26 protein-coding genes are annotated in these 26,070 nt (G+C 56.5%); 22 read left to right on the top strand and 4 right to left on the bottom strand.

The genetic code is table 11. The annotated features are described in order from the left end of the window. A partial coding sequence (locus SMC1_RS10455) for a WD40/YVTN/BNR-like repeat-containing protein (RefSeq protein ID WP_413814597.1) occupies nucleotides 1–375 on the bottom strand: 375 nt, incomplete at its 3' end. Between the two features lie 681 nt (nucleotides 376–1,056). Then, nucleotides 1,057–3,462, bottom strand: coding sequence for a stalk domain-containing protein (locus SMC1_RS02470; protein WP_165849152.1), 2,406 nt, complete (start codon nucleotides 3,460–3,462; stop codon nucleotides 1,057–1,059). Between the two features lie 404 nt (nucleotides 3,463–3,866). On the opposite strand from SMC1_RS02470, the gene SMC1_RS02465 reads away from it, so the two are divergent. Then, nucleotides 3,867–4,325, top strand: coding sequence for a redoxin domain-containing protein (locus tag SMC1_RS02465; protein WP_413814600.1), 459 nt, complete (start codon nucleotides 3,867–3,869; stop codon nucleotides 4,323–4,325). Nucleotides 4,326–4,341: 16 nt separating this feature from the next. Beyond that, entirely contained in the window at nucleotides 4,342–4,929 is a 588-nt protein-coding gene (locus SMC1_RS02460; protein ID WP_119085227.1) for a nitroreductase family protein, read from the top strand. A gap of 48 nt (nucleotides 4,930–4,977) precedes the next feature. Here the strand turns inward: SMC1_RS02460 and SMC1_RS02455 are convergent, their stop codons facing one another. Next, nucleotides 4,978–5,844, bottom strand: coding sequence for an alpha/beta fold hydrolase (locus SMC1_RS02455; protein ID WP_119085226.1), 867 nt, complete (start codon nucleotides 5,842–5,844; stop codon nucleotides 4,978–4,980). A gap of 170 nt (nucleotides 5,845–6,014) precedes the next feature. On the opposite strand from SMC1_RS02455, the gene SMC1_RS02450 reads away from it, so the two are divergent. From SMC1_RS02450 to SMC1_RS02375, 16 genes are all read left to right on the top strand, one after another. Further along, nucleotides 6,015–6,212 carry a hypothetical protein gene (locus SMC1_RS02450; RefSeq protein WP_119085225.1) on the top strand — a complete coding sequence of 66 codons (198 nt, stop codon included), beginning with the start codon at nucleotides 6,015–6,017 and terminating at the stop codon, nucleotides 6,210–6,212. Between the two features lie 73 nt (nucleotides 6,213–6,285). Continuing rightward, nucleotides 6,286–7,590, top strand: a complete 1,305-nt coding sequence (gene aspS, locus SMC1_RS02445; RefSeq protein WP_119085224.1) for an aspartate--tRNA(Asn) ligase — start codon at nucleotides 6,286–6,288, stop codon at nucleotides 7,588–7,590. A gap of 12 nt (nucleotides 7,591–7,602) precedes the next feature. Continuing rightward, nucleotides 7,603–8,277: a class I SAM-dependent methyltransferase gene (locus SMC1_RS02440; RefSeq protein ID WP_119085223.1), complete on the top strand. Its 675-nt coding sequence runs from the start codon at nucleotides 7,603–7,605 to the stop codon at nucleotides 8,275–8,277. Nucleotides 8,278–8,284: 7 nt separating this feature from the next. Beyond that, complete coding sequence (gene leuS / locus SMC1_RS02435) at nucleotides 8,285–10,759, top strand: leucine--tRNA ligase (RefSeq protein WP_119085222.1); 2,475 nt, start codon at nucleotides 8,285–8,287, stop codon at nucleotides 10,757–10,759. Nucleotides 10,760–10,781: 22 nt separating this feature from the next. Continuing rightward, the gene (gene rpmF / locus SMC1_RS02430; protein WP_119085221.1) at nucleotides 10,782–10,994 is read left to right on the top strand and encodes a 50S ribosomal protein L32; all 213 of its coding nucleotides are present in this window, start codon (nucleotides 10,782–10,784) and stop codon (nucleotides 10,992–10,994) included. Between the two features lie 3 nt (nucleotides 10,995–10,997). Next, entirely contained in the window at nucleotides 10,998–11,987 is a 990-nt protein-coding gene (plsX, locus tag SMC1_RS02425) for a phosphate acyltransferase PlsX (protein WP_119085220.1), read from the top strand. Then, nucleotides 11,984–12,778, top strand: coding sequence for a ribonuclease III (rnc, locus tag SMC1_RS02420; RefSeq protein WP_119085219.1), 795 nt, complete (start codon nucleotides 11,984–11,986; stop codon nucleotides 12,776–12,778). Before plsX ends, rnc begins: the two co-directional genes overlap by 4 nt. Beyond that, the gene (ftsY, locus tag SMC1_RS02415) at nucleotides 12,775–13,746 is read left to right on the top strand and encodes a signal recognition particle-docking protein FtsY (RefSeq protein WP_119085218.1); all 972 of its coding nucleotides are present in this window, start codon (nucleotides 12,775–12,777) and stop codon (nucleotides 13,744–13,746) included. Before rnc ends, ftsY begins: the two co-directional genes overlap by 4 nt. A 57-nt stretch (nucleotides 13,747–13,803) precedes the next feature. Further along, entirely contained in the window at nucleotides 13,804–14,226 is a 423-nt protein-coding gene (locus SMC1_RS02410; RefSeq protein ID WP_119085217.1) for a hypothetical protein, read from the top strand. 9 nt (nucleotides 14,227–14,235) lie between these two features. Further along, on the top strand, nucleotides 14,236–15,549 hold the full coding sequence (locus SMC1_RS02405; RefSeq protein ID WP_119085216.1) for a signal recognition particle protein: 1,314 nt from the start codon (nucleotides 14,236–14,238) through the stop codon (nucleotides 15,547–15,549). Nucleotides 15,550–15,577: 28 nt separating this feature from the next. Further along, nucleotides 15,578–15,847 (top strand): 30S ribosomal protein S16, encoded by a 270-nt coding sequence (gene rpsP, locus SMC1_RS02400; protein ID WP_119085215.1) that lies wholly within the window; start codon nucleotides 15,578–15,580, stop codon nucleotides 15,845–15,847. Nucleotides 15,848–15,877: 30 nt separating this feature from the next. Next, nucleotides 15,878–16,147, top strand: a complete 270-nt coding sequence (locus SMC1_RS02395; protein WP_119085214.1) for a KH domain-containing protein — start codon at nucleotides 15,878–15,880, stop codon at nucleotides 16,145–16,147. Nucleotides 16,148–16,155: 8 nt separating this feature from the next. Then, a complete protein-coding gene (locus tag SMC1_RS02390; RefSeq protein ID WP_119085213.1) occupies nucleotides 16,156–16,563 on the top strand; it encodes a YlqD family protein in 408 nt (135 codons plus the stop codon). 232 nt (nucleotides 16,564–16,795) lie between these two features. Further along, nucleotides 16,796–17,215, top strand: a complete 420-nt coding sequence (locus tag SMC1_RS02385; protein ID WP_119085212.1) for a ferritin-like domain-containing protein — start codon at nucleotides 16,796–16,798, stop codon at nucleotides 17,213–17,215. 266 nt (nucleotides 17,216–17,481) lie between these two features. Then, nucleotides 17,482–18,354: a metallophosphoesterase gene (locus tag SMC1_RS02380; protein ID WP_165849150.1), complete on the top strand. Its 873-nt coding sequence runs from the start codon at nucleotides 17,482–17,484 to the stop codon at nucleotides 18,352–18,354. Beyond that, complete coding sequence (locus SMC1_RS02375) at nucleotides 18,324–19,202, top strand: metallophosphoesterase (RefSeq protein WP_119085210.1); 879 nt, start codon at nucleotides 18,324–18,326, stop codon at nucleotides 19,200–19,202. Before SMC1_RS02380 ends, SMC1_RS02375 begins: the two co-directional genes overlap by 31 nt. A 56-nt stretch (nucleotides 19,203–19,258) precedes the next feature. Here SMC1_RS02375 and SMC1_RS02370 read toward each other — a convergent pair whose 3' ends face one another. Further along, entirely contained in the window at nucleotides 19,259–21,460 is a 2,202-nt protein-coding gene (locus SMC1_RS02370; protein ID WP_119085209.1) for a WG repeat-containing protein, read from the bottom strand. A gap of 334 nt (nucleotides 21,461–21,794) precedes the next feature. Here SMC1_RS02370 and SMC1_RS02365 point away from each other — a divergent pair, with 334 nt between their 5' ends. The 4 genes from SMC1_RS02365 to SMC1_RS02350 all read left to right on the top strand — a co-directional run bounded on the left by SMC1_RS02365 (nucleotide 21,795) and on the right by SMC1_RS02350 (nucleotide 26,063). Further along, nucleotides 21,795–22,190, top strand: a complete 396-nt coding sequence (locus tag SMC1_RS02365) for a GntR family transcriptional regulator (protein WP_119085208.1) — start codon at nucleotides 21,795–21,797, stop codon at nucleotides 22,188–22,190. Further along, a complete protein-coding gene (locus SMC1_RS02360) occupies nucleotides 22,187–23,068 on the top strand; it encodes an ABC transporter ATP-binding protein (protein ID WP_119085207.1) in 882 nt (293 codons plus the stop codon). The genes SMC1_RS02365 and SMC1_RS02360 overlap by 4 nt, the downstream gene beginning before the upstream one ends. Nucleotide 23,069: 1 nt before the next feature. Beyond that, nucleotides 23,070–23,834 (top strand): ABC transporter permease subunit, encoded by a 765-nt coding sequence (locus tag SMC1_RS02355; RefSeq protein WP_165849149.1) that lies wholly within the window; start codon nucleotides 23,070–23,072, stop codon nucleotides 23,832–23,834. Between the two features lie 165 nt (nucleotides 23,835–23,999). Continuing rightward, nucleotides 24,000–26,063, top strand: coding sequence for a S9 family peptidase (locus SMC1_RS02350; protein WP_165849148.1), 2,064 nt, complete (start codon nucleotides 24,000–24,002; stop codon nucleotides 26,061–26,063). The last annotated feature ends 7 nt before the right edge of the window (nucleotides 26,064–26,070 follow it).

Below are 26,070 nucleotides of genomic sequence, written 5' to 3'. Positions count from 1 at the left end.
GTTCACCGCAGTCCAGGTGGTGCCGCTGTTGACGGAGCGGAAGACGCCGCTACCGGTGACGGCATACAGGGTAGTGGGGGTGAGAGGGTTGATGACAAGAGAGCTGACATCCAAGGGGGCGGGGGCAGTGTTCACAGCTGTCCAGGTGGCGCCGCTGTCGGTGGAGCGGTAGACGCCACCGATGGTACTGGCATACAGGGTGGTGGGGGTGAGGGGGTCGATGGCAAGACACCCGATGTTACCCCCATACAGGGACAGCTGTGTCCAGGTCCCCGTCCCTGCTGCCCGTGCAGCGGGGTCACCAACCAGCACACCCGAAAAGCTCAAGGCAAGACACAAGACCAGTATCAAGACGAAGCAGACGGATTGTTTCATAGTCAACGCCTCCTTCAGGACGTTCCTATTGCTACTAATGTTATCATATCCACACGTGCGGGAAGATCAAGCATTCTGCTCATCTGGTACATGGCCTTGGCAGCTTCCATGTTGACGTGCATCAGATAGGTGATATGCCTCAGGATCGAGAATGTCTCTGTGGAACAACCCCTCCTGACCTGAGCCCCACAGGAACCCAGGCGCTCATGCAGTGGACTCTCCCCGGACAGCCCGTGTCCTGTTCTCGATCAAGAGAAGGCGGCCGCATTTCCAGCCCGTTCGGAGCCCACAGAACTCTTCGGGCTTTACTGGAGCCATAGTCAAGGACCCCAGGCTACTGGATTATCGAAAGGACGGCTATTGAAAGTGAGGCTGGTGTTTCTTCAATAGTGAGCGGACCAATACTCCAATCTTCCGGTACGACAGCTCAGTCATCGCAAGGTATGGTACCAGACAAGACAGATGCTCTACGTAGATCTAGGACCGCACCTTGGTCTGGCCACGGACACGCGACATGTCTCCCATGACCGAGCTTGGACTGCGCTAATGAGGAGCTCCAATGCTGGTCGCGACGAGGGCTTCATGCCCTCTCTGCTACACCACTGACGCCATTCTTGCGTTCGCATAGGAAGAAGAACCCCCGGTCAGTCCCTCTGACCGGGGGTCGCCTATCACTTCCTGCTACGGCGTGTACGTTATCGTGATCGCTTCGGTAGTCGCATTCCACTGGATATCCAGTGCGAGTGCTTCCGCGACAAACCGGAGAGGGAGGAACGCCCGACTGCCGATGATCACGGGGACAACCTTCGGGTTTGCAGGATCAATGGCAACTGCTTTGTCATTGACGTATCCGATATTGCCCCCAACAGCAACATCCACAGACTGTTCTCCAAGGAACACGTCTACCGACCTTGCAGAAGCGTTCCAGAGGACATGGCCACCCAGCGTCTCGATGAGGGCACGGAGAGGAACGAGGGTACGCGAATTCAGGATGATGGGGGCTGCCTCCAGAGAGGCGGGTTTCCCATCCACAAGCATCGTGCTACTCCCGATCTTCAGCTCAATGATTCTCTTGGCATCGACAGCGAAGGAGGCTGTGAGTATCTTGTCTGCATCCATGGTTACGGCTACCGGGTTCGCCGTACCGGTGAGAGCCCCGGACCAGCCGGTGAAGGTGTAGCCGGCAGCAGGACTTGCAGTAAGCGTGACAACCGTGCCGGCTGCGTAGGAAGCAGCCTTGGGAGACCGGCCAATTGATCCGCCGGCAGACGGCGACGCAGTGGTCGTGAGCACATACGAAGATACAGCACCATACCGGAAGACACCGCTACTGGTGCCGGCATACAGGGTGGTGGGGGTCAGGGGGTTGACGGCAAGGGAGAAGACCGTCACATTGGTGAGACCGCTGTTCACCGCAGTCCAGGTGGTGCCACTATCCGTGGAGCGGAAGACGCCACCATAGGTGCCGGCATACAGGGTGGTGGGGGTAGCAGGATTGATGACAAGTGAGCGGACCGTCACATTGGTGAGACCGGTGTTCATCGCTGTCCAGGTGGTGCCACTATCCGTGGAGCGGAAGACGCCACCACGACCGGTACCGGCATACAAGGTGGCGGGGGTTAGGGGATTGATGGCAATATCCAAAACATCCTTGTTGGTGAGACCAGTGTTCACTGCAGTCCAGTGGTCGCCGCTGTCCGTGGAGAGAAAGATGCCACCACCGGTGCTAGCATACAGGGTGGCAGGAGTGATGGGGTTGATGGCAAGAGAGATGACGCCCTGATTGGTCAGGCCAGTATTCACCGCCGTCCAGGTGGTGCCGCTGTTGACGGAACGGGAGACGCCATCCTGGGTACCGACATACAGCATGGTTGGGGTGAGGGGGTTGATGGCAAGACAGGAGCCAGCCTGAGCGATAAGTCCAGTGTTCACCGCCGTCCAGGTGGCGCCGCTGTCCGTGGAGCGAAAGACGCCACTACCACCGGCATACAAGGTGGCGGGAGTTAGGGGATTGATGACAATATCCAAAACATCCTTGTTGGTGAGACCAGTGTTCACTGCAGTCCAGGTGGTGCCATTGTTGACGGAACGGAAGACGCCACCCTGGGTACCGACATACAGGGTGGAAGAGGCAAGAGGGTTAATGACAATATCTCTAACGTGCATGCCGGTAAGACCAGTGTTCACCGTCGTCCAGGTGGCGCCGCTGTTGACGGAGCGGAAGACACCGCTACCGGTGCCGGCATACAGGGTGGAAGGGGCAAGAGGGTTGATGGCAATATGCACAACATCCTTGTTGGTGAGGCCAGTGTTCCCCGTTGTCCAGGTGGTGCCGCTGTTGACGGAGCGGAAGACACTGCTACCGGTGCCAGCATACAGGGTGGCGGGGGTCAGGGGGTTGACGGCAAGGGACCAGACCACCTGATAAGTGAGGCCGGTGTTCACCGCCGTCCAGGTGGTACCGCTGTTGACGGAACGGAAGACGTCACCATCGGTAACGGCATACAGGGTGGCGGGGGTGAGAGGGTTGATGGCAAGAGAGGTAACACTCATGCTGGTCAGACCGGTATTTACCACTGTCCAGTGGGTGCCGCTGTCCGTGGAACGGAAGACGCCATCCTGGGTACCGACATACAGGGTGGTTGGAGTAAGGGGATTGATGGCAAGACACTGGACATTTAGACCCCTGTTCACCGTTGTCCAGGTAGTACCGCTGTTGACGGAACGGAAGACGTCACCCAAGGTTCCAGCATACAGGGTGGTTGGGACCTTGGGGTTGATGGCAAGGGAGGTGACACTCATGCTGGTCAGACCGGTGTTCACCGCTGTCCAGGTAGCGCCGCTGTTCACGGAGCGGAAGACACCGCTACTGGTGCCGGCATACAGGGTGGTGGGGGTCAGGGGGTTGACGGCAAGAGACCGGACCATACTCCCATACAATGGAAGCCGTGTCCAGGTATCCGTATCTGCTGCCTGCGCGGCGGCGACACCAACCAGCACACCCGAAAGACTCAGGGCAAGACACAAGACCAGAATCAACATGATGGACAGACACACGACCCACTTCTGAGTTCTCAGTTGTTTCATTGCTCTCCTTCTCTTGAATATGGCAAGAACATGGTTAAACCTTCGCTTCTGGTTCTCTTCTCTACCACAAACTTGCAGAGCCCCAGGATGTGGAGGCCGGTACATGTCACCCATTCATCCCCCTCACATCCTCTCACCGCATCACTACATCAGTCATGAATGAGATAATTTTATTGTAGCGCAAAAAGTTCCAACTTCATCGCGGCATCGGTCACGAACGAGGCAGCCCAATGCCTCTAGATAGACAACTGAGTCAGCGTGGATGTGCTTCAATGGATGCTGTGGTGAAATGGAAAGGATCGCCAACTTGTCGCGTTGACACATGCGATGCACGTGGCCATACTAAATATATGCCCGGTCGTGTTGCTGACCGGCAGCAGACACAGGAGGATCATATGGAAGAGATCAACCGAATCGCCGGCGGCAATATGGCGCCCGACTTCACCTTGAGCGACAACCGGAAGCGGCCCATTCACTTGGCCGACTACTGGGGCAAGAAGGTTCTGCTGTCCTGGCACCCTCTCGCATGGACGAATGTCTGTGCCGAGCAGATGAAATCGCTTGAAGCTCACCTCGCGGACTTCTCCCGCCTCAATACGGTCGCACTCGGCATGAGCATCGATTCCGTTCCGTCGAAGAACCAATGGGCCAAGCAGCTGCTCATCGCCGAGACCATGCTGCTGTCCGACTTCTGGCCCCACGGAGGCGTGGCGCGTACATATGGGCTGTTCCGCGACGTCGAGGGGTACTCCGAGCGTGCCAACGTGCTCATTGACGAATCGGGCAAGGTCACCTGGGTGAAGGTCTATCCCGTTCCTGAGCTACCTGACATCGACGAAGTACTGGCGCACTGTGCAGAGTGATCACTTGGAGGCACCTATGGATGTAAAGAATGCTATCGAAGCCCGCAGGGCATACCGTTCTCTGGATCCTGTGGCTATCACTGACGACCTGATCTGGGACCTGGCCCGGGCTGCAAGTCTCTCGGCGTCATGTTTCAACAACCAGCCTTGGCGATATGTGTTCGTTCGCGATTCCGAAGTGCTGGCGAAAGTGTGCACAGCGATGACGAAGGGCAACCAATGGACGGAACGAGCTTCCATGATCATCGCTGTCTTTAGCCGGCCCGAACTCGACTGTGTCATCAAGGAGCGCGAGTACAACTGGTTCGACACGGGTATGGCGACGGCCCTGCTCATTCTGCGGGCGACTGAGCTTGGCTTGGTTGCGCACCCGATTGCCGGTTTTCGTCCAGCCGAGGTGAAGCCGATGCTGGGAATACCGGAGGACATGAGACTGCTGACGCTGGTCATCGTGGGGAAGCACACGACGGTCCCCAACCCCATTCTCTCCGACAAGCAGTTACACGATGAAGGTGAGCGTCCGCCTCGCCTTCTGCTGGAACGGATTGCTTTTGTGGACAGAGTCCCGGACGGAGCACCGGTTGGGGAGCCTATCCCTCACTGACCGGCCGGTTCGACCAAGCGTGTCGCAACGGCATGGTGGACTCGCGCGTCAGGACACGAGCTGTCTCAGGATCTCCTCTGAACGGGCAAACAGCAAGGAGTGACCTTCGTTGGGATACCATCGTGTCAGGGTATGAGGAAGGAGAGATGCAAGTTCCTCCGCCATGGATGGAGGAGTGATGACATCTTCGCGCCCCTGCCATATCTGAATCGGGTACACGACCTTCTTCAGCGCGAGGCGCCAGGAGCCAGGGTAGAGAGCCAGTTCCTGTGCGGCGCCGGCGACACCCTGCCTGAACGTTTCGATCAGATTCGTACGGAGCATATCCTTGATGTCCGGTCGCTCGAGTACGGACTTGTCCACGTCGGGTCGTTCCGCTGCCATACGCTTCAACAGTGAGGGGAAGTCGGCCAGTACCTCCTGCATGCTTCGAGCCAGTACGCGGCGAGCAAGCCAGGGGAAGCGCGCTACCGAGACGAACATCCGGCGCTGATCAGGGTCCATTGTCAGGCGAACAGCCCGGTTGTGAAGGGGAGAAATGCCTGAGACGATCCCCGCAGCGGTCAGTCTCTCACTGATGCGGTCTGCGCACGCGACGACGTAGGGGCTTCCTCCGGAGGTGCCGAGGACTGCAAAATCGTAGATACCGAGATGCACAGCAAGCTGGATGACGTCGTCCGGCCAGTCCGAGAAGGAGCGTCCACGTTTGGGGTCTGAAAGACCAAATCCGGGCCTGTCGGGCGCGATGACTCGAACACCGACTGCCCGTGCAGGAGCATCAAGGGGGATGCCCTCGAGGCGTGACGCCGGGAACCCATGGAAAAAGAACACCGGCATCCCTGATGGGTCGCCAAATTCCGCATACCCCAGGGCACGTCCATCCGCGAGTTTGATTGTCTGGTCAGTCAATGCCATCTACGCCTCACTCGGCTCGGAGATGTGTCTGCAGGTCTCCAAATCTTGAGTTTACCATGAAGCGACAGCCAATCAACTGTCATACGCCGAACACAGTCTGTGTGAAACGTCGGTTGCGCATTTCCGGTCTGGGGGCTATAACGTGTGGGGCAAGATGATGGAGGCCGACCATGCTTACTGGACGCAAGATCGACAGCAGGTTTCTCGACAGATGGGAACGAGACGTGTGTTCCGGACTGGAACGTGGCACTGGACGTCCGTTTGCTCTGGTTCGCGGTGATCAGATTTGGGGGATCTGGGTGCACTCTGACCTGCCCATGTCGATTCATCAGCACTTCCCTGTTGACAGGAAGACAGTCAGGAAGTAACCTTATGGGGTTATCGAGGGCCGGTCCTGGGCGGTTGCCCTGAGAGCGGCCATTGTCATATATGGAGGTTGACATGGAACGTGTGCTGAGTAGCGAACTGTCCTCTCACGCAGGTGAACGCATCATGATGGCAGGGTGGATGCACCGCATTCGCAGGCTGGGAAGTGGGATGGTATTTGTCCACCTGCGCGATCGCTCTGGCATCTGTCAGATCGTCGTTGAGGCTCCCGAGGCGGTGGCTTCCATCGACGGACTGCTTGTCGAGAGCGTCATCCAGGTCGAGGGCACGGTGGTTGCAGAGCCACAGGCTGCCGGCGGATACGAAGTGCACGACCCTTCCTTCATGGTGCTGTCTCCTGTCACCGAAGCCTTGCCGTTTCCGATCAACAAGCCGGTCATCAATGCGCATCTGGACACGTTCCTCGACAATGCCATGATCGGTCTCAGGGCGCCTTCCAAACAAGCCGTCTTCAAACTGAGCGCTGCGGCCGCCCACGGATTCCGGGAGGTCCTTGACGGCAAGGGTTTCACCGAAGTGGCGACGCCCAAGATCATAGGCACGGCTTCTGAGTCAGGTGCCAACGTTTTCGCGATCGAGTACTTCGGGAAGCAGGCCTTTCTGGCACAGAGCCCCCAGTTTTACAAGCAGATGATGGTCGGTGTCTTCGAACGCGTGTACGAGGTGGCCCCTGTGTTCAGGGCCGAACCTCATCAGACCATCCGACACCTCAACGAGTACGTCAGCATGGACGCCGAGATGGGGTTCATCAAGGACCATACTACGGTCATGGCCCTTCTGACCGACGTCATCAGGGGGATCCTCTCCTATCTCACAATGCACTGCGCCAGGGAGCTGGAGCTTCTCAAGGTTGAGATGCCGTTGGCGCCCGAGACCTTTCCACACGTCTACTTCCCGGACGCACAGCAGTGGATCTTCAAGCATCACGGCGAGGATTGCCGCGGAGAGCCCGATCTTGCCCCTCAACACGAGAAGTGGCTGGGCGAGTGGGCAAAGGAGACCTACCAGTCCGATTTCCTGTTCGTCACCGGATACCCAATGGTGAAGCGTCCCTTCTACACGGCGCCGAACCCGGATAACCCCAAGTACTCCAACTCATTCGACCTTCTCTTCCGGGGAACCGAGCTGGTCACTGGCGGGCAGCGTCTTAACAAGTTCGATGACTACGCCAAGGCCCTGGAATCTCGTGGCATGACCCAGGACGCTGTGGCGGGCTACCTGGAGACGTTCCGGTTCGGCATGCCGCCGCATGGTGGGTTTGCCATCGGGCTGGAGCGGTTCATCATGCAACTGACGGGTCTGACGAACCTGCGCGAGGCCGCCTTGTTCCCACGCGACATGGAACGTCTGCAACCATAATAGGGAGATCGTATGCGGCCGATGGACAGTAAGGGGTTCGACAGCTGGGCTGGCAACTATGATACTTCCGTGCGGGAGCATTCCAAAGGGTATCCGTTCGAAGGCTACTTTGACGTCCTGAACAGAGTATGTGAGCTGGTTGGCGACTGCCGTGGCAAGACCATCCTTGATCTCGGCGTGGGAACCGGCTTGTTGTCACTGGAGCTGTTTCGGCAGGGGGCGATGGTGGTTGGAGTTGATTTTTCGCCACGCATGCTGGATGTCGCGCGGAGCAGGATGCCAGGAGGGAGATTCGTTTGCGCTGATCTTGGGGAAGGACTGCCGAACGAGTTGAAGGATATATTGTTTGACGCCATTGTTTCAGGGTATGCCCTTCACCACCTGGAGGAAGACCGGAAGAACGAACTCATGCGGGAAGCTTTCAGACGCCTTGCTCCGGGCGGTGTTCTTGTGGTGGCCGACATTTCCTTTGAAACAGTGAAGGACTGGCAGGATTGCCGCTTGCGTTCCGGAAACGAGTGGGATGACGGTGAACATTACACAGTAGCAGGAGAGGCAATTCCTAAGCTTGCGGGGGTGGGGATAACTGTATCGTACGAGCAGATCTCTTCTTGCGCGGGAGTGCTGGTAGCGCAAGAGCAGTCCTGCAATCCACGAAACAGATGTAAGAGCACGAACTCAGGTTGAGGTGATCATGAGAGAATACGACTTTCATAGCATCGAACCAAAGTGGCAGGACCTCTGGGAGGCTGAAAAGGCCTACCGGACAGAAGAGAACTCAGTCAAGCCAAAGCTCTTCTGTCTGGATTACTTCCCTTATCCATCAGGAGACGGCCTGCACGTCGGCCATTGCCGCAACTATATTCCCACCGACGTCATCAGCCGCTTCTACCGCATGAAGGGCTTCAATGTCCTGCACCCCATGGGGTGGGACGCATTTGGGCTCCCCGCTGAGAACGAGGCTATCAGGCTGAAGAAGAATCCCCGTGAGATTACCATTAAGAACACGACCAACTTCAAGCGGCAGCTCAAACTCATCGGGACCTCGTACGACTGGGAGCGAGAGATCAACTCATCCGATCCCGAATACTACCGATGGACCCAGTGGTTCTTCCTGCTTCTGTACAAACGGGGCCTTGCCTATGAGAAGGAGTCGGAGCAGTGGTGGTGCCCCAGCTGCAAGACTGTCCTGGCTAACGAACAGGCAAAGGACGGCAAGTGCTGGCGCTGTGGGACTCCTGTGGAGAAGAAGAAGCTGAAACAGTGGTTCTTCAGGATCACCGACTACGCCGATCGCCTGGCCGATGACCTTGATACCGTGGACTGGCCCGAGCGCATCAAGATCATGCAGCGCAACTGGATCGGCAAGTCAGTTGGTGCAGAGGTCGTCTTCGACATCGTGTCGGCCAGCGACGGTTCGAAGCATCCGGTAACGGTCTTCACGACCCGTCTGGACACAATCATGGGGGCCACGTTCCTCGTGCTGGCCCCTGAACATCCTCTGGTCCATGAGATCGTCTCGAGCGAACAGCACGCCGAGGTCGATGCATATATCGCGGCCAGCAAGACCAAGATGGAGATCGACCGCATGTCGACGGATGAGGAAAAGACGGGTGTCTTCACGGGGGCCTACGCGGTCAACCCGTTCTCCGGCGAGAAGGTTCCCGTCTGGATTGCCGACTATGTTTTCATGGGCTATGGCACGGGCGCCATCATGGCTGTACCTGGTCATGACAGCCGTGATTTTGCGTTTGCCACCAGATATGGCATCCAGATCCGTCAGGTCATCGGATGGCCAGGTGTCGCGTATGAAGCAACGGCCTGGAATGATACATATTCCGAGCACGGCACGGTGGTGCATTCGGGCCGCTTCGACGGTCTGACGACGGAGGCTGCTTTCGCGGCAATGGTCGCAGAGGGTGAAGCAAAGGGGTTTGCAAAGGCGCAGACCAACTACCACATGCGTGACTGGCTTATCAGCCGCCAGCGCTACTGGGGAGCTCCAATACCCATGATACACTGTCCGGCATGTGGGGCAGTCCCCGTTCCTGAGAGCCAGCTGCCAGTCCTGTTGCCAGATGTCCAGAGATATGAACCAAGCGGCACGGGTGAGTCGCCTCTGGCCGGCATCAAGGAATGGGTCGAAACGACATGCCCTGTGTGCGGGGGACCAGCCCGGCGCGAGACGGATACAATGGACGGCTTCGCCTGTTCCTCGTGGTACGAGCTGCGGTACACTAGCCCTCACAACGACAAGGCGCCCTTTGACAGGGCGACCATAGACTACTGGCTTCCTGTCGACCTGTACGTTGGTGGCGCGGAACATGCGGTTATGCATCTGCTGTATTCCCGGTTCTGGACCAAGGTCATGTACGACGAAGGTCTCGTTGGTTTCACAGAGCCCTTCGCTCGCCTCATGAACCAGGGAATGCTGCTGTCCTACGACGGGCAGAAGATGAGCAAGAGCAGGCATAACGTCATTACTCCCGACGAGGTTGTCGAGCAGTACGGTGCCGACACCTTGCGCTTGTATGAATTGTTCATGGCGCCGTTTGAGCAGGAGGTCGCCTGGTCCAAGGAAGGCATCTCGGGAGCACACCGCTTTCTAAGGCGTCTGTGGGAGCTCGCCCAGCGTAGCATGGAGGCATCGCACGGAGGGCTGAGGGATGCGTGTGTCCCCAGGCTCGAGCTGCAAATCAACAAGCTGACGAGGAAGATCACCGAGGACATCGAGAAGTTCAAGTTCAACACCGCAGTGGCCGCGTTCATGGAATACTTCAACTTCCTGTCCGAGACCGTGCGAAACGACGAGGGTGTGCTGTCGACAGTTGAGTGGCAAACCGCGATGCGGCAGCTGCTTGTTGTCCTGGCCCCTTTTGCTCCGCACATGACAGAGGAACTCTGGCAGGAGTACGGTTGCGAAGGGAGCATTCACAGACAGCCCTGGCCTGCCTGGGACGAGAGCAAACTCGTCGAGAGCGAAGTAGAGGTTGCAGTGCAGGTCAATGGCAAGGTACGTGGCTCGATGCTGGTTCCTTCCGACTCGACCGACGAGGAACAGGGAAGCCTGGCGCTCGCTCAGGATTACGTTGTCAAGTACACGGCTGGACACATTGTCAAGCGTGTCGTTGCAATCAAGGGAAAAATCGTTAATATTGTAGTTCAGTGACTCTCGTTCAGGAGGAAGTTGAATGGCAAATCCAAAGAAGAAGATAACCCACAGCAGGAAGGGCAATAGATACAGCAAAGTCAAGATGCGCTTCAGGAACAATCGTAGCCCTCTTGTCCCTTGTGGGCATTGCAACAAGCCTATCCGTTCACATCACATCTGCCCGTACTGTGGGTATTACGATGGCAAGCTCGTGGTCAAACAGGAAGAGAAGAAGGGAAAGCCTGCTGCCTAACGTATGAAAGTTGCAGTCGATGCAATGGGGGGCGATTATGCCCCCCATGAGATTATCAAGGGGGCCGTAGAAGCTGCCCGCGAGTTTGGTGTCACGGTCGTCTTCGTGGGCGACGAGGTCGCCATCAGTCTTGAGCTGTCCCAGTATCGTCAGGGTCAGCCCTTTTCGTACGAAGTGGTCCCGACGACCCAGGTCATCACTTTTCACGATCACCCATCCGAAGTGCTGAGGACGCGCAAGGACTCGTCGCTCTATCGGGCCATCCAGCTCGTTGCCGAGAAGAAGTGCGACGCGATCGTCTCCGCCGGCAGTACCGGCGCACAGATGGCAATCTCCCTCTTTGTCCTCGGCCGCATTCGCGGCGTGCTTCGCCCGGGGCTGATTACTCCCGTACCATCCGTGACGGGCGAGCCGTTCTACTTCATCGACGTTGGAGCAGTTGCTGACTGTGTTCCACAGAACATCCTGCAGTTTGCGCGCATGGGCCAAGTCTACTGTCGCCTCGTTACGGGTAAGGAGACGCCGACGGTTGGCCTCCTCAACATCGGCGAGGAAGTCGAGAAGGGGTCCCGCCAAGTGATCGAGACGCACAAGCTTCTGGCAGCCAGAAGCCTCGGGTTCATAGGCAACGTCGAACCGAAAGAGGCTTTTCGGCATGTTGCGGATGTCGTGGTCAGCGATGGGTTCACCGGCAACATTTTCATAAAGACCATGGAGAGTACGGCAGAAACACTGTTTGACTTGATGAAGACGGCGCTCGGCAGCTCCATCAAGGGTAAGGTCGGTGGTGCGCTGGCTCACAGCAATCTGCGACTCGTCAAGCAGAAACTCGACTACAGTCAGTACGGCGGCGTCCCGCTGCTGGGAGTCAAGGGTATCAGCGTCGTCTGTCATGGCAGGTCCGATGCCACGGCCATCTATCACGCCATCCGTGTCGCCAGGAATGTCAGCGACGAGGGCCTTGTGACGAAGCTGGAGGCACTCTGGAAATGACAAACAGCATGCATCGGACTCGCAGGATTGCTATTCATCGGATTGTCGCTCCGAAGGAGGACTTCACTGGTACCCTCGTGATGGAGCGGACCGAGGAATTCAACAAGTCGCTTCCGGTATCATTCAAGAATCTCCGTTACCTGGTCGTCGCTCTCACGCACAGCTCATTCGCCAGCGAGCACCACAGCTACACGTCGAACGAGAAGCTCGAATTCGTGGGCGACGGTGTCGTGAACTTCATCGTTGCCAAGTTGTTGTTCCTGGAGTTTCCGGACGCCCGGGAGGGTGATCTGTCCAAGATGCGCGCCGCACTGGTCAAAGAGCAGGGCATCTATGAGCGTGCGCTGGATCTTGGGCTTGACAGGTATCTGTTGCTGGGCAAGGGCGAAGACAAGCTGCGCGACGAGCGCAAGCCTGCCATTCTTGCGGACGGCTTCGAGGCTCTTGTGGCTGCCATGTACTTTGACAGTGGCATGCACGCGGCCGAGAAGTTTGTGAGCATCGTGTTCCACAAGGCAATAGGCGACCTGCACAACGGCGCGGTCCTGGACCACAAGACTGCTCTGCAGGAAGAGACGCAGCGGAGCATACGTCTGCTGCCGTCGTATGATACGGAGGTTGCGCGGGGCGAGGACGGATCGGACGTATTCACGTCGCTGGTGCATGTCGGCAGCGTTCTGTATGGCGAAGGCCGCGGGTCATCCAAGAAGAAGGCCGAAGAGGACGCCGCTCGTGCGGCCCTTGAGGCTTTTGTTTCCGAGCACCCGCATCGAGGGGAGTCTGGTCAGTGAGCTTCCTTTCGCGTGTCAAGCAACTCTTTGGTGGGGACACGCTGGTGGAGGAGGAATCTCCGGTCGAGGCACATGAGATCGGAGCCGAGCCACAGGAGTCGGTGTTGTCAACCGCCGCACAGACCGTAGAGCAGCAGGGCGGACGCGCTCGCCGCGAGGCGGCAGATTTCGACGCTCTGGAGGAGCTTCTGATCGACGCCGGCATCGACGTCGACACGACGATGGCTATCCTGCAGGAAGTGCGAAGGGGTGGATTGCTAGGCCGTCCCACGGCAGAACAGGTTATCGAGCGCATCCGTGGCAAGCTGAGCGCCGTGCTTGACTTGGACAGCACGCTGCACACAACGGGTTCACCTGCCGTCGTCCTTGTTACAGGGGTCAACGGCGCAGGCAAAACCTCTTCGATCGCCAAGCTGGCAAACATGCTCAAGCATGAGAACCGCACGGTCCTGCTGGTTGCCGCCGATACCTTTCGCGCTGGGGCGGTTGACCAGCTTGCTATCCTCGCTGATCGCGTCGGCGTCCCAATGATGCGCTCGGTGGAGGGCCAGGACCCGTCCAGTGTCGTGTTCAACGGACTTCAGAAAGCTGTGGCGGACAAGGTGGACGTCGTGGTGATCGACACGGCGGGTCGCCTCGAGAATAAGAAGAACCTTACGTTCGAGCTACAGAAAGTTGTTCGGGTCATTGAGACAAAGTTCGGGCTGCCGTTATCAGAGACGTTGCTGGTCATCGACGCGACGACCGGGGAGAATGCTCTCATGCAAGCCCGCGCCTTCAGTGAGGCGATCCCGATCTCAGGCATCATCCTCACGAAGGTCGACTCCGGCGCGAAAGGCGGCAGTATCGTGAGCATTGCGCGTGAACTGCGCATCCCGATAAAGCTGGTATGCAATGGTGAAACACTTATGAGCATAAAACCATTTGACAAAGACGATATTGTGGACATGATATTGCTGTCAGAGTAAGCATCAATAGCAGCGAGAACGTGACTATTCCGTTACATGCCAACAAGGAGTTGAACTATGCAGAGCAAGTCGAAGGAAAAGGTGTACATCACTCCTGGTCACGAGAAGAAGATCAAGCGCAAGGAAGAGATCGGCGAGTTGCTTGAGTTCTACTCGGGACTGCTCACCAAGAAGGAACTCGGAGTTCTGGAGCTGTACATCCAGCCGAGCTGCTCCGGCGCCGAGGTCGCCCGCAAATTGCGGATTTCACGGCAGGCCGTCCATGACCACATCCGTCGCTCCCTTGGACGCATGAGGCGCTGCGAGAGCAAATTGCAGCTTATCGCCAACTACAAGAAGAACGTGGTGATGTTCCGGAAGATCATGTCCAAACTCGACCAGTGCTGCGCACAGTCACACAACATGGAAGGTGAACGGACCCTCGAAGAGTTGAAGACCCTGTTCGAAAAGCTGATCAACCGCAACAGCCACGAGCTGTAGGCCTGCCGAGTGTTCGAATCTGTCAAGAAAGCGCTCGGTGGGGTCTTCGATGGGCTGCGCCGCAAGGGTCTGCTGTCGCAGGGAGATATCGATGCAGCGCTTGCTGAGGTCAAGCTGGGTCTGCTCGGCGCCGATGTCGACTACCGAGTTGTCAAGTCATTCATCGCTCGGACGCGTGAGGCATGCCTGGACGAGAAGGTCCTCAAGAGTATCACGCCCGGTGACCAGGTGGTCAAGGTTCTCTACGAACAGCTGACGCAGGCACTTGGAGGACAGGGCGGCAAAGGCATCGCCATAACACACATCCCGTATCGGGTCATGCTTGTGGGCCTTCAGGGGTCTGGCAAGACGACGACACTGGGCAAGCTGGCGCTCCTCCTCAAGAAGGAAGGCCACTACCCTCTTCTGATTCCTGGAGACTACGGCCGGCCGGCCGCCTACCAGCAACTACAGAAGCTGGCGTCTGATGCAGGGGTTGAATTCTATGGCGAACATGCCGGGAGTCTGGCCGATCTCGTTCACGGTGCTGATCGATTTGCCAGGGAAAAATCCCTAGATGTTCAGCTTCTGGACACGCAGGGGCGCCATGATTTCGACACCGAACTCATGGATGAACTGCAGACGGTTACTGCGCTGTACCATCCTGACGAAACGCTGATTGTTCTCGATTCGATGATCGGATCAAAAGCTATTCCGCTTTCGCAGAGCTTTAACAAGGTTGCGCCGCTTACTGGGGCGATCTTCACGAAGTTCGATTCATCCGCACAGGGCGGTGCCGTGTTGTCTTTTAAAGAGTCCATTGGCAAACCTATCAGGTATGTCGGAGTCGGAGAGCATTTACAGGACCTCGACTATTTTGTGCCGGAGAGGCATGCGGCGCGTATCGTCGGTTATGGTGATATTGAGGGACTGCTCAAGCGGTACGATAACGCCGAGTCACAGGCAAAGGCAGCAGGCGTCGCCAAGAGAGTCCAAACGGGGAAGTTCGACCTTTACGACCTCCGCGATCAGTTGCTTGAAATAGCTCAAGTTGGTGGTATAAATAAAATGCTTGAGAGTCTTCCCGCCAATATGGTCCCGAAGGGGGCTGTTGTCGACGAGGGTGTTGCAAAGAGATTCACGGCCATCATTGACTCTATGACCGACACCGAAAGACGCAGTCCTGCCGTCCTGAACGCGTCCCGTAAGCGTCGTGTCGCTCGTGGCGCGGGTGTGGATGTCAGTGAAATCAACAGAATGCTCAAGCAGTTCGAGTTGTTCAGCCGCATGGCGAAGATGGCTAACAACAGGCATGCCGGGGGTTTTGGCTTGCCCGGATTCTGATACTTGCAGATACGTAACAGGAGGAAACATGGTAAGCATCAAGCTCGCAAGGACTGGAACCAAGCATCAGGCTCACTATCGTTTTGTCGTGCTCGACCGTAAGAAACCGACCAATGGCGCCGTCATCGAGACCCTCGGCTACTATGATCCCAAGCCCAAGGAGCCAAAGATCGAGGTTAGCGAAGAGCGTGTCGCTTACTGGCTCGGACTTGGCGCGCAGCCAACTGATTCCGTGCGCAACCTCCTCAAGCACAACGGTATCTGGCAGAGATTCGTTGCGAGTAAGGCCGCGAAGTAAGCCGGCCCTGCGTGCATCAGGAGATACCCGATGAAGCAATTGGTCGAAACCATCGTCAAGGCTCTCGTGGATAGCCCCGAAGAAGTGGTTATCAATGAGATCGCCGGAGAGCAGGCCGTGGTCTACGAGATCAAGGTCGGCCAGAAGGACACTGGCAAAGTCATCGGAAAACAGGGTCATACGGCCCAGGCAATTCGCACCATCATCAGAGCGGCTTCTGCCAAGACTGGCAAGAGCGCCACAGTCAAAATCGACAGCATGAACGACGAACAGGCCGAGGGTGGCCTGGAAGAGGAGTAGTAGAATCAATGGCAACCAGCGTTTGGATGAAACAGAACGTTCTCATCAAGACGGTCGTGACTCAGCAGTTCAAGGACAGCTATCTCAAGGAGCTGGACGGAGCGCATACTGGGGCGAAACAGAACCTTGAGAGACTGAAGTCCTCACTGTCGCAGGTTATCCTTCGTGGCGGCGTGGGCGGTCAGTACGACGATCTTGTCAAGGCGCAGTTGCAGGACGACAAGGCAAAGCAGGAGCAGATGGTCATGGATCTCGAGGCCAAGAAGGCCGAGGTATCCAAACTGGAGCTCGGCTCCGTCTACGTTCAGGGTGCTCTTGAAGGGACTGTCGAAGTCAAGGTCGGGGACAATCTGTTCCAGAAGATCGGCTCGACCTCGATCCTTGTCCAGGACGGCGTCATCCTCTCTATGGACTAGCAGTTCACTGCATCGTACGGTTCAGGGCAGAGCGGCAGCGCTCTGCCCTTTTTGCATGTCCGCTCGACTTGACATGCTCGCGCATTGTGTGGTATAGTCTGATAACACATGAAGCAGGCCGAAAGACTGGTCGTACTTGGGTTCAGGAGCGGACTACAGCTAAGACGTAGTCCGCTGGTGGGCGGCACCGGGGGTCTGGAACGCATCCGGTGAGCTGCCGAAAGGGGTAACGATGGCATCCAAGAAACTGCTCGGCATGCTGAACGACGCGATTGCCGGTGAACTGCAGGTCTCGCTCCAGTACATGTGGCAGCATGTGCAGTGGAAGGGCGTGAAGCACTTCGCGGTCAAAGATGAGTTCGAGAAGATAGGCATCGAGGAGATGAAACACGCCGAGGCAATTGCCGAACGGCTCTTCTACCTCGGAGGGACTCCGACGACGAAGCCTGAACCCATCACTGTGGGGTCGTCACTCAAAGAGATGCTGACCGTGGACAAGAAGGCCGAGGAGAAGACCGTCAAGATGTACAAGGAGATTATTGTCTTGGCCACCAAAGAGGAAGACCTCACGACGGCACATCTCTTCACCGAAATCCTGGGGGACGAGGAAGGGCACCACGATACCTTCCAGAGCCTGCTGGAAGAGATCTGACAGTCCAACCACAGTACGTGACGCAAGGCGCCGGGTTTCCTGGCGCCTTTTTGCGTTGTCGGGGCAGTCAGGTTGCTGCAGGTCCTACGGGGTAAACGATGAGACGTGGGCTCTGTGTCACAAACACATGCTCCAGGCATGTCCGCCGTAGCCGAAGAGGGCACAGAGGAGTGTTCTCGGTGTGACGTCAGGTCACAAGTTCATATACTCTCTTGTGGCGAGGGCGGAGAATGCTTCGAGATGTCCTCACGGGAGGAAGACAAGCCATGAGCAGAGAGACAGCGCTCAAGGCAGCTGCGACCGTTCTTGGAGCGATCGCAGGTGCCGCAGCGGTTGAGGGCTTCCTGCGGGAGCCGTTTCAGTTGGATGTTGCTCGGTTGACGATCGTGTCTCCGTGGTTGCCGGCCGGCTTCGACGGCCTGAAGATCGTGCAGTTGTCGGACCTGCATCTCCACCACATTTCGCGGGCTTATCGCAGGGCAATCGACGTTGTCAGGAGAGAGCACCCCTCGCTTGTTGTCATCACGGGTGACCTGGTGGACCGCCCAGAACAGGCAGCGGCATGCCTCGCATTCCTGAGCCAGCTACGGGGCGCCGCTGGAGTTCCGGTGGTTGTCGTACCCGGGAACTGGGACCATCGGGCTTTTCCGACAAAACAGAGCATTGCGGCGTGGCACAAGCGCATCCAGGCGGAGATCGGTGTTCGAGTCCTCGCAAATCAAAATGTTGTACTGCATCGGCATGGTGACCGCATGTGGCTTGTCGGCACGGACGACCCGTACTTTGGGCATGCCGATCTGGATGCCAGCTTCAAGGGAGTCCCGGACACCGCATTCGCGCTGGTGCTGACACATGCTCCTGAGGCGTTCGAGGAGCTGGCACAGCGTCCTGCCGCCCGACTGGTGCTGGCTGGCCACACCCATGGAGGTCAGGTCCGTCTTCCATTTATCGGTGCTGTGCGTGTTCCTTCGCGATACGGCACGCGTTTCGCGCGCGGGTTGTTCAAGTTGGGCAATACGCTCTTCTATGTCAACGCCGGGATGGGTATGAGCCATCTTCCTATACGGTTCCTGTGCCAGCCAGAACTGACATTCATCACGCTCACGTCATGCAGGCTGGACGAATCGACTGCTGGGTGACCGCTCACGTGCGCAGGCGCAGGCGACTGCTTTGGACCCTGGTTCTGGTTGCCGCCCTGTTTCTGGAGACTGCAGTCGTCGAGCCGCATATCCTTCTTGTACGTCGGATCGACGTGAGGGTTGCCGGGTTGCCAGAAGAGTGGACCGGGGGAACCGTCATCCAGCTGAGCGACCCCCACCTGGGCTACCCGTCGCCGGCCGCATGGCGCGCCATCGATACCATTCGCACGGAACGTCCGGACCTCGTTGTCGTTACTGGAGACGTCGCCGACAGACGTTCCAGCATCCCTGTGGTCCTTGCGTGGGCCAAGCAGCTCTGTGAGGCGGCGGGCGTTCCGGTCGTCTACGTTCCGGGGAATCATGAACACTGGCGCTTCGGTGATGGGGAGGCCATGGCGCAGTTCCTGGAGCAGCTGCGTGGAGCAGGCTTTGTTGTCCTGGAGAACGAGTTGACGCGGATTAGCCGACGGTCAGGTGGGAGTCCACTCGTTATCGTAGGTCTAGATGATTCGTACAGCCACCACATGGATGTCGAGGCGGGGTTCTCCGGGCTGGCAGCGGGCGAGCGGGCGATCGTGCTGGAACACTGTCCAGACGACGTGACCAGCATTGTGGTATCGGGGCATGCCTCGCTGGTCCTGACCGGTCATACGCATGGGGGCCAGGTGAGACTTCCTGTGTGGGGTGACCGCCTGACCGCCGCCCTGGAGGGGTCTCCGTTCGTGCGCGGCCTGTACCAGGTCGACGGCGTCCCTCTCTATGTCAGTCAGGGACTTGGCATGAGCGTCCTGCCCGTCCGGTTCTTCTGTCCTCCCGAGGTCACGGTCTTCACGCTCAGCAGACCGTAGGAGAACCAGCTTCAACGCTGAATGCAAGAGTACCCAGGCCACTTGCCCGTTCGCTGTCACTCTTCCCAGTACTGAGTGCCCTTGGTGTCGATGTAACCCAGAGTGTCGTAGTCGTCACCTGGAGGACCGGAGTAAACCAATCGATAGACAGGCGCAATACCGTGTTCAAAATCCTCCACCTTGTCATAGGTCAGGTCTATGACTGCCTTTCCATTCTTGTCAACGAAGCCGTACTTCCCATTGAGGCCGACAGCAAGAAGACCATCTCGAAAATCGCTCATCGAAGTGTAGACGGGTTCTACTACCCTTTTCCCATTCTTTCCTATGAAACCCCATTTATGGTTAACCAGAATTGCCGCGAAGCCTTCGCTAAAGGGTCGTGCATACTCTTCAAGATGAAACCAGCGCGCATAATCATATTCATAAGTTAATGGTATCACAACGTTTCCATTCTTGTCGATATAACCAAACTTACCGCTGAGTCCAACTGCTGCAAAACCTTCGTGAAAGTCTTCTGCTTCATCATAAAGAGGTTGTATTACCGTGTTTCCTTTTGTATCAACAAAACCCCAGTTATTGTTGACCTTGACAGCTGCAAAGCCTTCATGAAAGTCTCTTGCATCTTCATAAGTCATTGGTACTACGATTTTCCCTTTTGTATTTTCGAAACCATATTTGGATCCAACATAAAAACTTGCAAGACCTTCGTGGAAAGTTCTCACATAATCATAAATAGGTTGGACTACGATACTTGCATTTTTGTCGATCAAGAAAGATTTACCATTAAGTTCAACAGAGGCAAGGTCTTCACTAAACTCCGATGCCCCGTCATAAATTGCCTGTATCACCATCTTTCCTTTTGTATCGACAAAACCCCACCTATTATTGAATTTGACAGCTGCAAAGTTCTCGTTGAAATCCTGTACATCGTCATAAATTGCCTGTATCACCATCTTTCCTTTTGTATCGACAAAACCCCATCTCTTACTGATCCTAACAGCTACAAGGTCTTCATGAAAGTCGTTCGCATATTCATAGATGGGTTGTATTACCATATTCCCTTTTTTATCGATGAAACCACTTTTACCTCGAATACGAACCTGCGCGAGACCTTCGTGAAAACTCCTTGCAAAAACATAAGCAGCCTTTATCGCTACATTTCCTTTCTTGTCGATATAGCCAACCTTACCGTTGAGTCCAACTGCTGCAAGACCCTCGCTGAAATTTCCTGGACCAAAGACGGGGTATATTACCATATTGCCCTTAGTATCGATATAGCCCCACTCTCCGTTTTGCTCTACGGACACAAGTCCATCGCTAAAGCCCCGTAAGGCTGGATTATCTTGACTGATATCATCATAGAGAGATTTTATTACCAGATTTCCCTTTGTATCAACAAAGCCCCATTTATTATTAACTTTGACCGCTGCAAGTCCCTCCTGAAAATCTAGTGCATCTTCATAGACGGGTTGAATTGCCATAGTCCCTTCAGCGTCGATAAAGCCATACTTACCGTCGAGGCAAACAGCTGCAAGGCTTTCGCTAAAATCTCTTACAAGATCATAAACAGCTGGGATCACTATCTTCCCTTTTGCGTCAATAAAGCCAGACTTAGAACGAGTCTCCACCCGTACAAAACCTTCACTAACTTCTCTACTCAAACCAGGATAAGCCATTGTTATTACTATATTCCCTTGTGTGTCTATGAAACTATCGGTGTTGCCAACCATAACATTGGCAAGTCCCCCTTTAAAGTCTTTCGCAAGATCATAAACAGGTTTTATTACAATGCTTCCATTTTTATCTATGAAGCCGTATTTACTGTTGATTGCGAACCATGCAACGTTTTCGATAAAATCTCCCGCAAGATCATAGGCAGGTTGCACTACTACATTTCCATTTGCATTAACGAAGCCATATTTCCCATTGACCATAACCCGCGCAAGGCCTTCACTAAAAGGATATGTTTCATCATAAATGATCGGTATTGCGATGTCTCTATTTCTGTCGCAGAATCCCCATTTGTTGCCTTTTCTGTAAGGGATAAGCGTTGCAACCTTCTGGTCCATGCCGGCATGTGCCCTGATCACTTGATACACGGCAAGAGATGCGGCCAGCAGCACCAGGACAAGGACGACCGGCAGGATGATTCTGAGCTTGGGTCTGCGTTCCTTCTTCCCGCCTGCCAGCTTCGCCCCACATGCAGGACAGAAGGTAGAATCGTCAGGGATTTCCTTTCCACACGTTGGACAGTACATTGAACGCCTCCTTCGACGCCAGCCATTGAAGCGATGACGCCGCTGCTCTTGAATACTAGTGTAGCATCATCAACGAATATGTAGTCATGGGAAGAGGCCAAACAAGAGAAGCGAAGACGGCGTGACACCTGAGAGCATTTCTGATCGAGTGTGCCGCCATTACGGCAGACGCCGATGCAATCCGCTATGGAGCGAAACACTAGAACTCTCTTGTACCAAGTACCAGCACTCTCTTGTACCAAGTACCAGCACTCTTTTGTCTCGTTCCAGCTGTTCTCGGTCAACTCTTGACAGCTCTACATATTGTACTATCGTAATAGTACAATAAGAGGTGATGATGGAATTCTACGTGAACCCGTATGATGGTGTGCCCGTGTACCTCCAGATCATCCAGCTGGTCAGGAATGGTGTAGCTCTCGGCACTCTGCACCCGGGCGACCAGCTGCCGACAGTACGCGAACTTGCCGTCAAGCTGGCTGTCAACCCGAACACAGTCGCCAAGGCATACAGGGACCTGGAGCGCGAGGGTATGGTCGAGACCGTCAGCGGCAAGGGAACGTTTGTGCAGGAAGGCAGGATCGGCGTGGAGACAGAACGCTTGGAACACATGGTGGAAATGCTGGTCATCGAGGCTCGCAACGCTGGCCTCACGATCGATGACCTCATTAAACGACTGGAGAAACGCAAACAACGTTCTACGAAAGAGCGTGATCAAGGAGGGAGTTCATGAATGCAATAGAAATGGTTGACGTCAGCAAGTCGTATGGACAGGTACAGGCGCTGGAGGACATGTGCCTGACCGTGCCGACGGGCAGCATCTTCGGCCTGATGGGACCAAATGGCGCGGGAAAGACGACCAGCATCAAGCTGATGCTCGGCCTGATGGAGCCTACGGCTGGGTCACTCACGGTTCTTGGTGCCATCCCGTCAGGAGATGGAACGGTCCTCCGGCGGCGTATCGGATTCGTACCCGAGGACTTCTCGCTCTATCCACACATGACGGGCTTTGAGATTCTGGAGTTCAACGCGCGACTGTACGGCTGCTCCGTAGACGAGAATGTGCGGAGACTGCAGACTATCTTCGAACTGCCGCTCGCACGCAAGATTGCTACGTATTCCAAGGGCATGCGCAAGCTGCTTGGGCTCTATATCGCCCTCTCGACGGAACCGGAGTTGCTCATCCTCGACGAGCCCACCGATGGTCTGGACCCCGTGGTTCGGTCGCATTTCCTGGGCGTGCTGGCAGACGAGACGGCCCGGCGCAATCTGACGGTCTTCTTCTCATCGCACATTCTGAGCGAGGTCGAGAAGATCTGTGATACGGTGGCGTTCATGCGCCACGGTCACACGGTCCTCCAGGACGAGGTGGAATCCATCAAGACACGGTATCGGGTCTACACAGTCCGGTTTATGGTGGGGCACAGCCCGCGCGACGTGAAGAGCATTGCTGTTCAACGGGAACGGGATCTCGGCCAGGATGCCTGGGACATCGAGGTGCTCGCCGACCAGGAACAAGCCCGCACAGCGTTTGTCGATGCTGGGGGCACTGTACTGAATGTGCAATCTTTGCCATTCGACGAGATATTCATGCGGTTTGTGGAGGCGTGACGTGAAAGCATTGATGTGGAAAGAGTTGCGGGAAAACCGCATGAAGATGATCATAGGATGCGTGCTGCTATCTGTGATAGGAGCCGCCGTGTCCATTGCGTATCGTTTCCTCGAGGGGGGCATTCCCGGCATGGGACAGATTCCACCGGAGTATGCGGATCTGATCAAGAAGCTGTTGCCGGACTTCAGTAATGTGAATGCGTATCTGTATTCCCAGTGGTTCAGCAAGAACCTGCAACAGGTGGGGGCCATCCTCGCAGTCGTGCTGCTGGGTAGTGCGGTCGCCGGTGAGCGGGAACTGCACACTGCCATCTTCCTATTCTCGCGGCCTGTCAGCCGGGGCATGATCCTGGCAGCCAAGGTTATCGTCCTGTTTGGAGGACTTGTGCTGGCAGTGCTGGTTTCTACAGGAGGAGCAGTCTTGGGCGCTCTCATCGTCGGCAAGGCGCCCCAGCTTGCATTCGTGCTGGCTGCGACGCTGCACAGCGTTGTCGCGCTTATCGCATTTGCGTCACTTGCGACACTTCTCTCAGTGCTCGTGCCGGACCGCGTGAAAGCAATGCTCTTCTCAGGGGGTATCCTTATCGTTCTGTCAGTAGCGGGCCAGTTCAAGCCTCTTCATTGGCTCAACCCGCTGGCGTTGTTCGGAAGCCCAAACCTCATCGTACGCCCCGTACCACAGCTCGTGCCCATTGTCGTCGGCATGGTTCTGAGTGGGTGCATGCTATGGATCTCGTACCGCATGCTGCAGCGGCAGGAGTTCTAGCTCGGCTCTGATTCGTGTCCAGGAGGCCCCGGTGCTGCGTGCCGGGGCTTTTTTCGGTTTCCGCTATACCTGAACTTCGTTTTGCCTACAATGGACATGGAACCACGGGGCTGGAACGGGTGCGCATGCACCCCCGCCACTGACACGGAAACGATGGAGGAAATCATGACACAACCAAAGCAATCACTGCGTTCCATCACGGCGCAGGATCTCTATGCGCTTCAGCTTCTCACGGATGCCCGCCTCTCGCCGGATGGCAGGCAAGTCGTCTATGGCGTTCAGCGGCTGGACAAGAAGACACAGAAGAAGTACGCGAATCTGTGGATGGCACCCACAGACGGTTCTGGCGAACGCCAGTTCACGCAGGGAGACCAGACAGATGCATCGCCAAGGTGGTCGCCCGACGGACGGAGCCTTGCATTCCTGTCGTCGCGCAAGGAAGGGGAGAGCGCGCAGGTTTATGTCATCAATGCTGACGGCGGGGAGGCGCGTCGCCTTACGGATCTCAAGGGCGACATCGCCAACCTGACATGGTCGCCTGATGGCAGGAGCCTCCTGTTGGAGTTCACACAGAAGGATCAGGAAGTCATAGATCGCGAGGCGGACGAGAAGAAGAAGAAGCTGGGCGTCGTATCGCGTCACTACACGCGCCTGTTCTACCGCGGAGACGGCCAGGGCTGGCTCGGCCATGAACGGACTCACCTGTGGGTCGTCGATATTGCCAAAGGCCGGATGAAGCAGCTCACCTCGGGCAGTGTGTACGACGAATACGGCGCATCCTGGTCTCCGGACGGCAGGTCGATCGTTTTCTGCAGCAATCGTAGGGAAAACCCCGACCTCGAGCCCGACCTGATCGACCTCTACGTCATGCCGGCCGCAGGAGGAGAGATGAAGCTGGTCAAGACCCCTCGAGGCCCCAAGGGCACACCGGTGTTCTCTCCTGACAGGAGCCGGATTTGCTACGTTGGGGCAAGAGATCCCAACGAATGGTGGCAGAACGTCGAACTGTGGGTCGTTCCCGCCGACGGGAAGGGAATCGCACACAGCGTGACCCGACCGTATGACATCTCACTCACATGCTCGACCTTGGACGACGTAGGGGCAGGGTTCCAGATGCCTCCCGTGTGGTCCGCTGATGGGAAGGTTTTGTATTTTCAGATCTCGGAACGCGGAAGCGAGAAGTTGATGGCGATCGCGGTTGACGAGGGGACACTTTACACCGTCATCGACCCTGCTGGCTGCGTCGGCACATTCACTGTGGACGACCGGCAGACGATGATGGCCTATTTCCTGGGCACCATGACTGACCCCGGGCAGGTCTGGGTGCGCGACATGGAGATGGGCAACGTCCGGCAGCTGACACATCTGAACCAGGCGCTCCTCACCCGGCTCGATCTTGGCAAGGTTGAAGAGGTGTGGTTCAAAGCACGCGATGGACACGACCTGCAGGGATGGATCATGACGCCTCCGGGGTTCGACCCCAAGCAGAAGTATCCATCGATTCTCGAAATCCACGGTGGTCCGCAGGACCAGTATGGCAATCTGTTCATGCATGAGTTCTACTTCCTCGCGGCTGGTGGCTATGTCGTCTTCTTCAGCAATCCGCGGGGCGGAACCGGATATGGCGAGGAGCACGAAAAGGCTATCTGGGGCCGGTGGGGCACGGTCGACTATGATGACCTCATGGACTGGACTGACCTTGTAGCGAAGAAGCCGTATATCGACCGCAGGCGCATGGGTGTTACGGGTGGCAGCTATGGCGGCTACATGACCAACTGGATCATCGGCCATACGCACCGCTTCGCAGCTGCGGCGACGCAGCGCAGCGTCAGCAATCTCATCAGCATGTGGGGCACTAGTGACCTCAACTGGGTCTTCCAACTGCCTCACGGTGGAAAATCTCCACAGGAGAGCATCGACGTGCTCTGGGACAGGTCGCCGGTGAAGTACCTGGGCTCGGCGACCACGCCCACGATGGTCCTTCACAGCGAAATGGACTTCCGGTGTCCGCTGGAGCAGGGTCAGCAGGTGTTCACGGCACTCAAGGTGAATCGTGTTCCCAGTGAATTCGTGATCTTCCCGGAGGAACCACACGGGTTGTCGCGCATCGGACGCACGGACCGGCGCATCGATCGCCTGAACAGCATCCGTCGGTGGATGGACACCTATCTGAAACCGGTCTCCACCAAGCCGGCGAAAGGCACTGAGGCTCTAAAGCAATTGAAGTAGTCCACGC

Source organism: Candidatus Cryosericum septentrionale (assembly GCF_003570995.1).
GTDB classification, from domain to species: domain Bacteria; phylum Caldisericota; class Caldisericia; order Cryosericales; family Cryosericaceae; genus Cryosericum; species Cryosericum septentrionale.
This window is presented reverse-complemented; position numbering and strand designations above follow the sequence as displayed.

Bases quoted from the DNA above. Each gene is read 5' to 3' on its own strand.
- SMC1_RS02380 (WP_165849150.1), top strand. From the start codon at position 17,482: ATGAGCAGAGAGACAGCGCTCAAGGCAGCTGCGACCGTTCTTGGAGCG.
- SMC1_RS02455 (WP_119085226.1), bottom strand. From the start codon at position 5,844: ATGGCATTGACTGACCAGACAATCAAACTCGCGGATGGACGTGCCCTG.
- rpsP (WP_119085215.1), top strand. From the start codon at position 15,578: ATGGTAAGCATCAAGCTCGCAAGGACTGGAACCAAGCATCAGGCTCAC.
- SMC1_RS02450 (WP_119085225.1), top strand. From the start codon at position 6,015: ATGCTTACTGGACGCAAGATCGACAGCAGGTTTCTCGACAGATGGGAA.
- SMC1_RS02350 (WP_165849148.1), top strand. From the start codon at position 24,000: ATGACACAACCAAAGCAATCACTGCGTTCCATCACGGCGCAGGATCTC.
- SMC1_RS02440 (WP_119085223.1), top strand. From the start codon at position 7,603: ATGCGGCCGATGGACAGTAAGGGGTTCGACAGCTGGGCTGGCAACTAT.
- SMC1_RS02370 (WP_119085209.1), bottom strand. From the start codon at position 21,460: ATGTACTGTCCAACGTGTGGAAAGGAAATCCCTGACGATTCTACCTTC.
- SMC1_RS02360 (WP_119085207.1), top strand. From the start codon at position 22,187: ATGAATGCAATAGAAATGGTTGACGTCAGCAAGTCGTATGGACAGGTA.
- SMC1_RS02410 (WP_119085217.1), top strand. From the start codon at position 13,804: ATGCAGAGCAAGTCGAAGGAAAAGGTGTACATCACTCCTGGTCACGAG.
- SMC1_RS02390 (WP_119085213.1), top strand. From the start codon at position 16,156: ATGGCAACCAGCGTTTGGATGAAACAGAACGTTCTCATCAAGACGGTC.
- SMC1_RS02460 (WP_119085227.1), top strand. From the start codon at position 4,342: ATGGATGTAAAGAATGCTATCGAAGCCCGCAGGGCATACCGTTCTCTG.
- rnc (WP_119085219.1), top strand. From the start codon at position 11,984: ATGACAAACAGCATGCATCGGACTCGCAGGATTGCTATTCATCGGATT.
- SMC1_RS02375 (WP_119085210.1), top strand. From the start codon at position 18,324: ATGCAGGCTGGACGAATCGACTGCTGGGTGACCGCTCACGTGCGCAGG.
- leuS (WP_119085222.1), top strand. From the start codon at position 8,285: ATGAGAGAATACGACTTTCATAGCATCGAACCAAAGTGGCAGGACCTC.
- rpmF (WP_119085221.1), top strand. From the start codon at position 10,782: ATGGCAAATCCAAAGAAGAAGATAACCCACAGCAGGAAGGGCAATAGA.
- SMC1_RS02365 (WP_119085208.1), top strand. From the start codon at position 21,795: ATGATGGAATTCTACGTGAACCCGTATGATGGTGTGCCCGTGTACCTC.
- plsX (WP_119085220.1), top strand. From the start codon at position 10,998: ATGAAAGTTGCAGTCGATGCAATGGGGGGCGATTATGCCCCCCATGAG.
- SMC1_RS02385 (WP_119085212.1), top strand. From the start codon at position 16,796: ATGGCATCCAAGAAACTGCTCGGCATGCTGAACGACGCGATTGCCGGT.
- SMC1_RS02395 (WP_119085214.1), top strand. From the start codon at position 15,878: ATGAAGCAATTGGTCGAAACCATCGTCAAGGCTCTCGTGGATAGCCCC.
- SMC1_RS02470 (WP_165849152.1), bottom strand. From the start codon at position 3,462: ATGAAACAACTGAGAACTCAGAAGTGGGTCGTGTGTCTGTCCATCATG.
- aspS (WP_119085224.1), top strand. From the start codon at position 6,286: ATGGAACGTGTGCTGAGTAGCGAACTGTCCTCTCACGCAGGTGAACGC.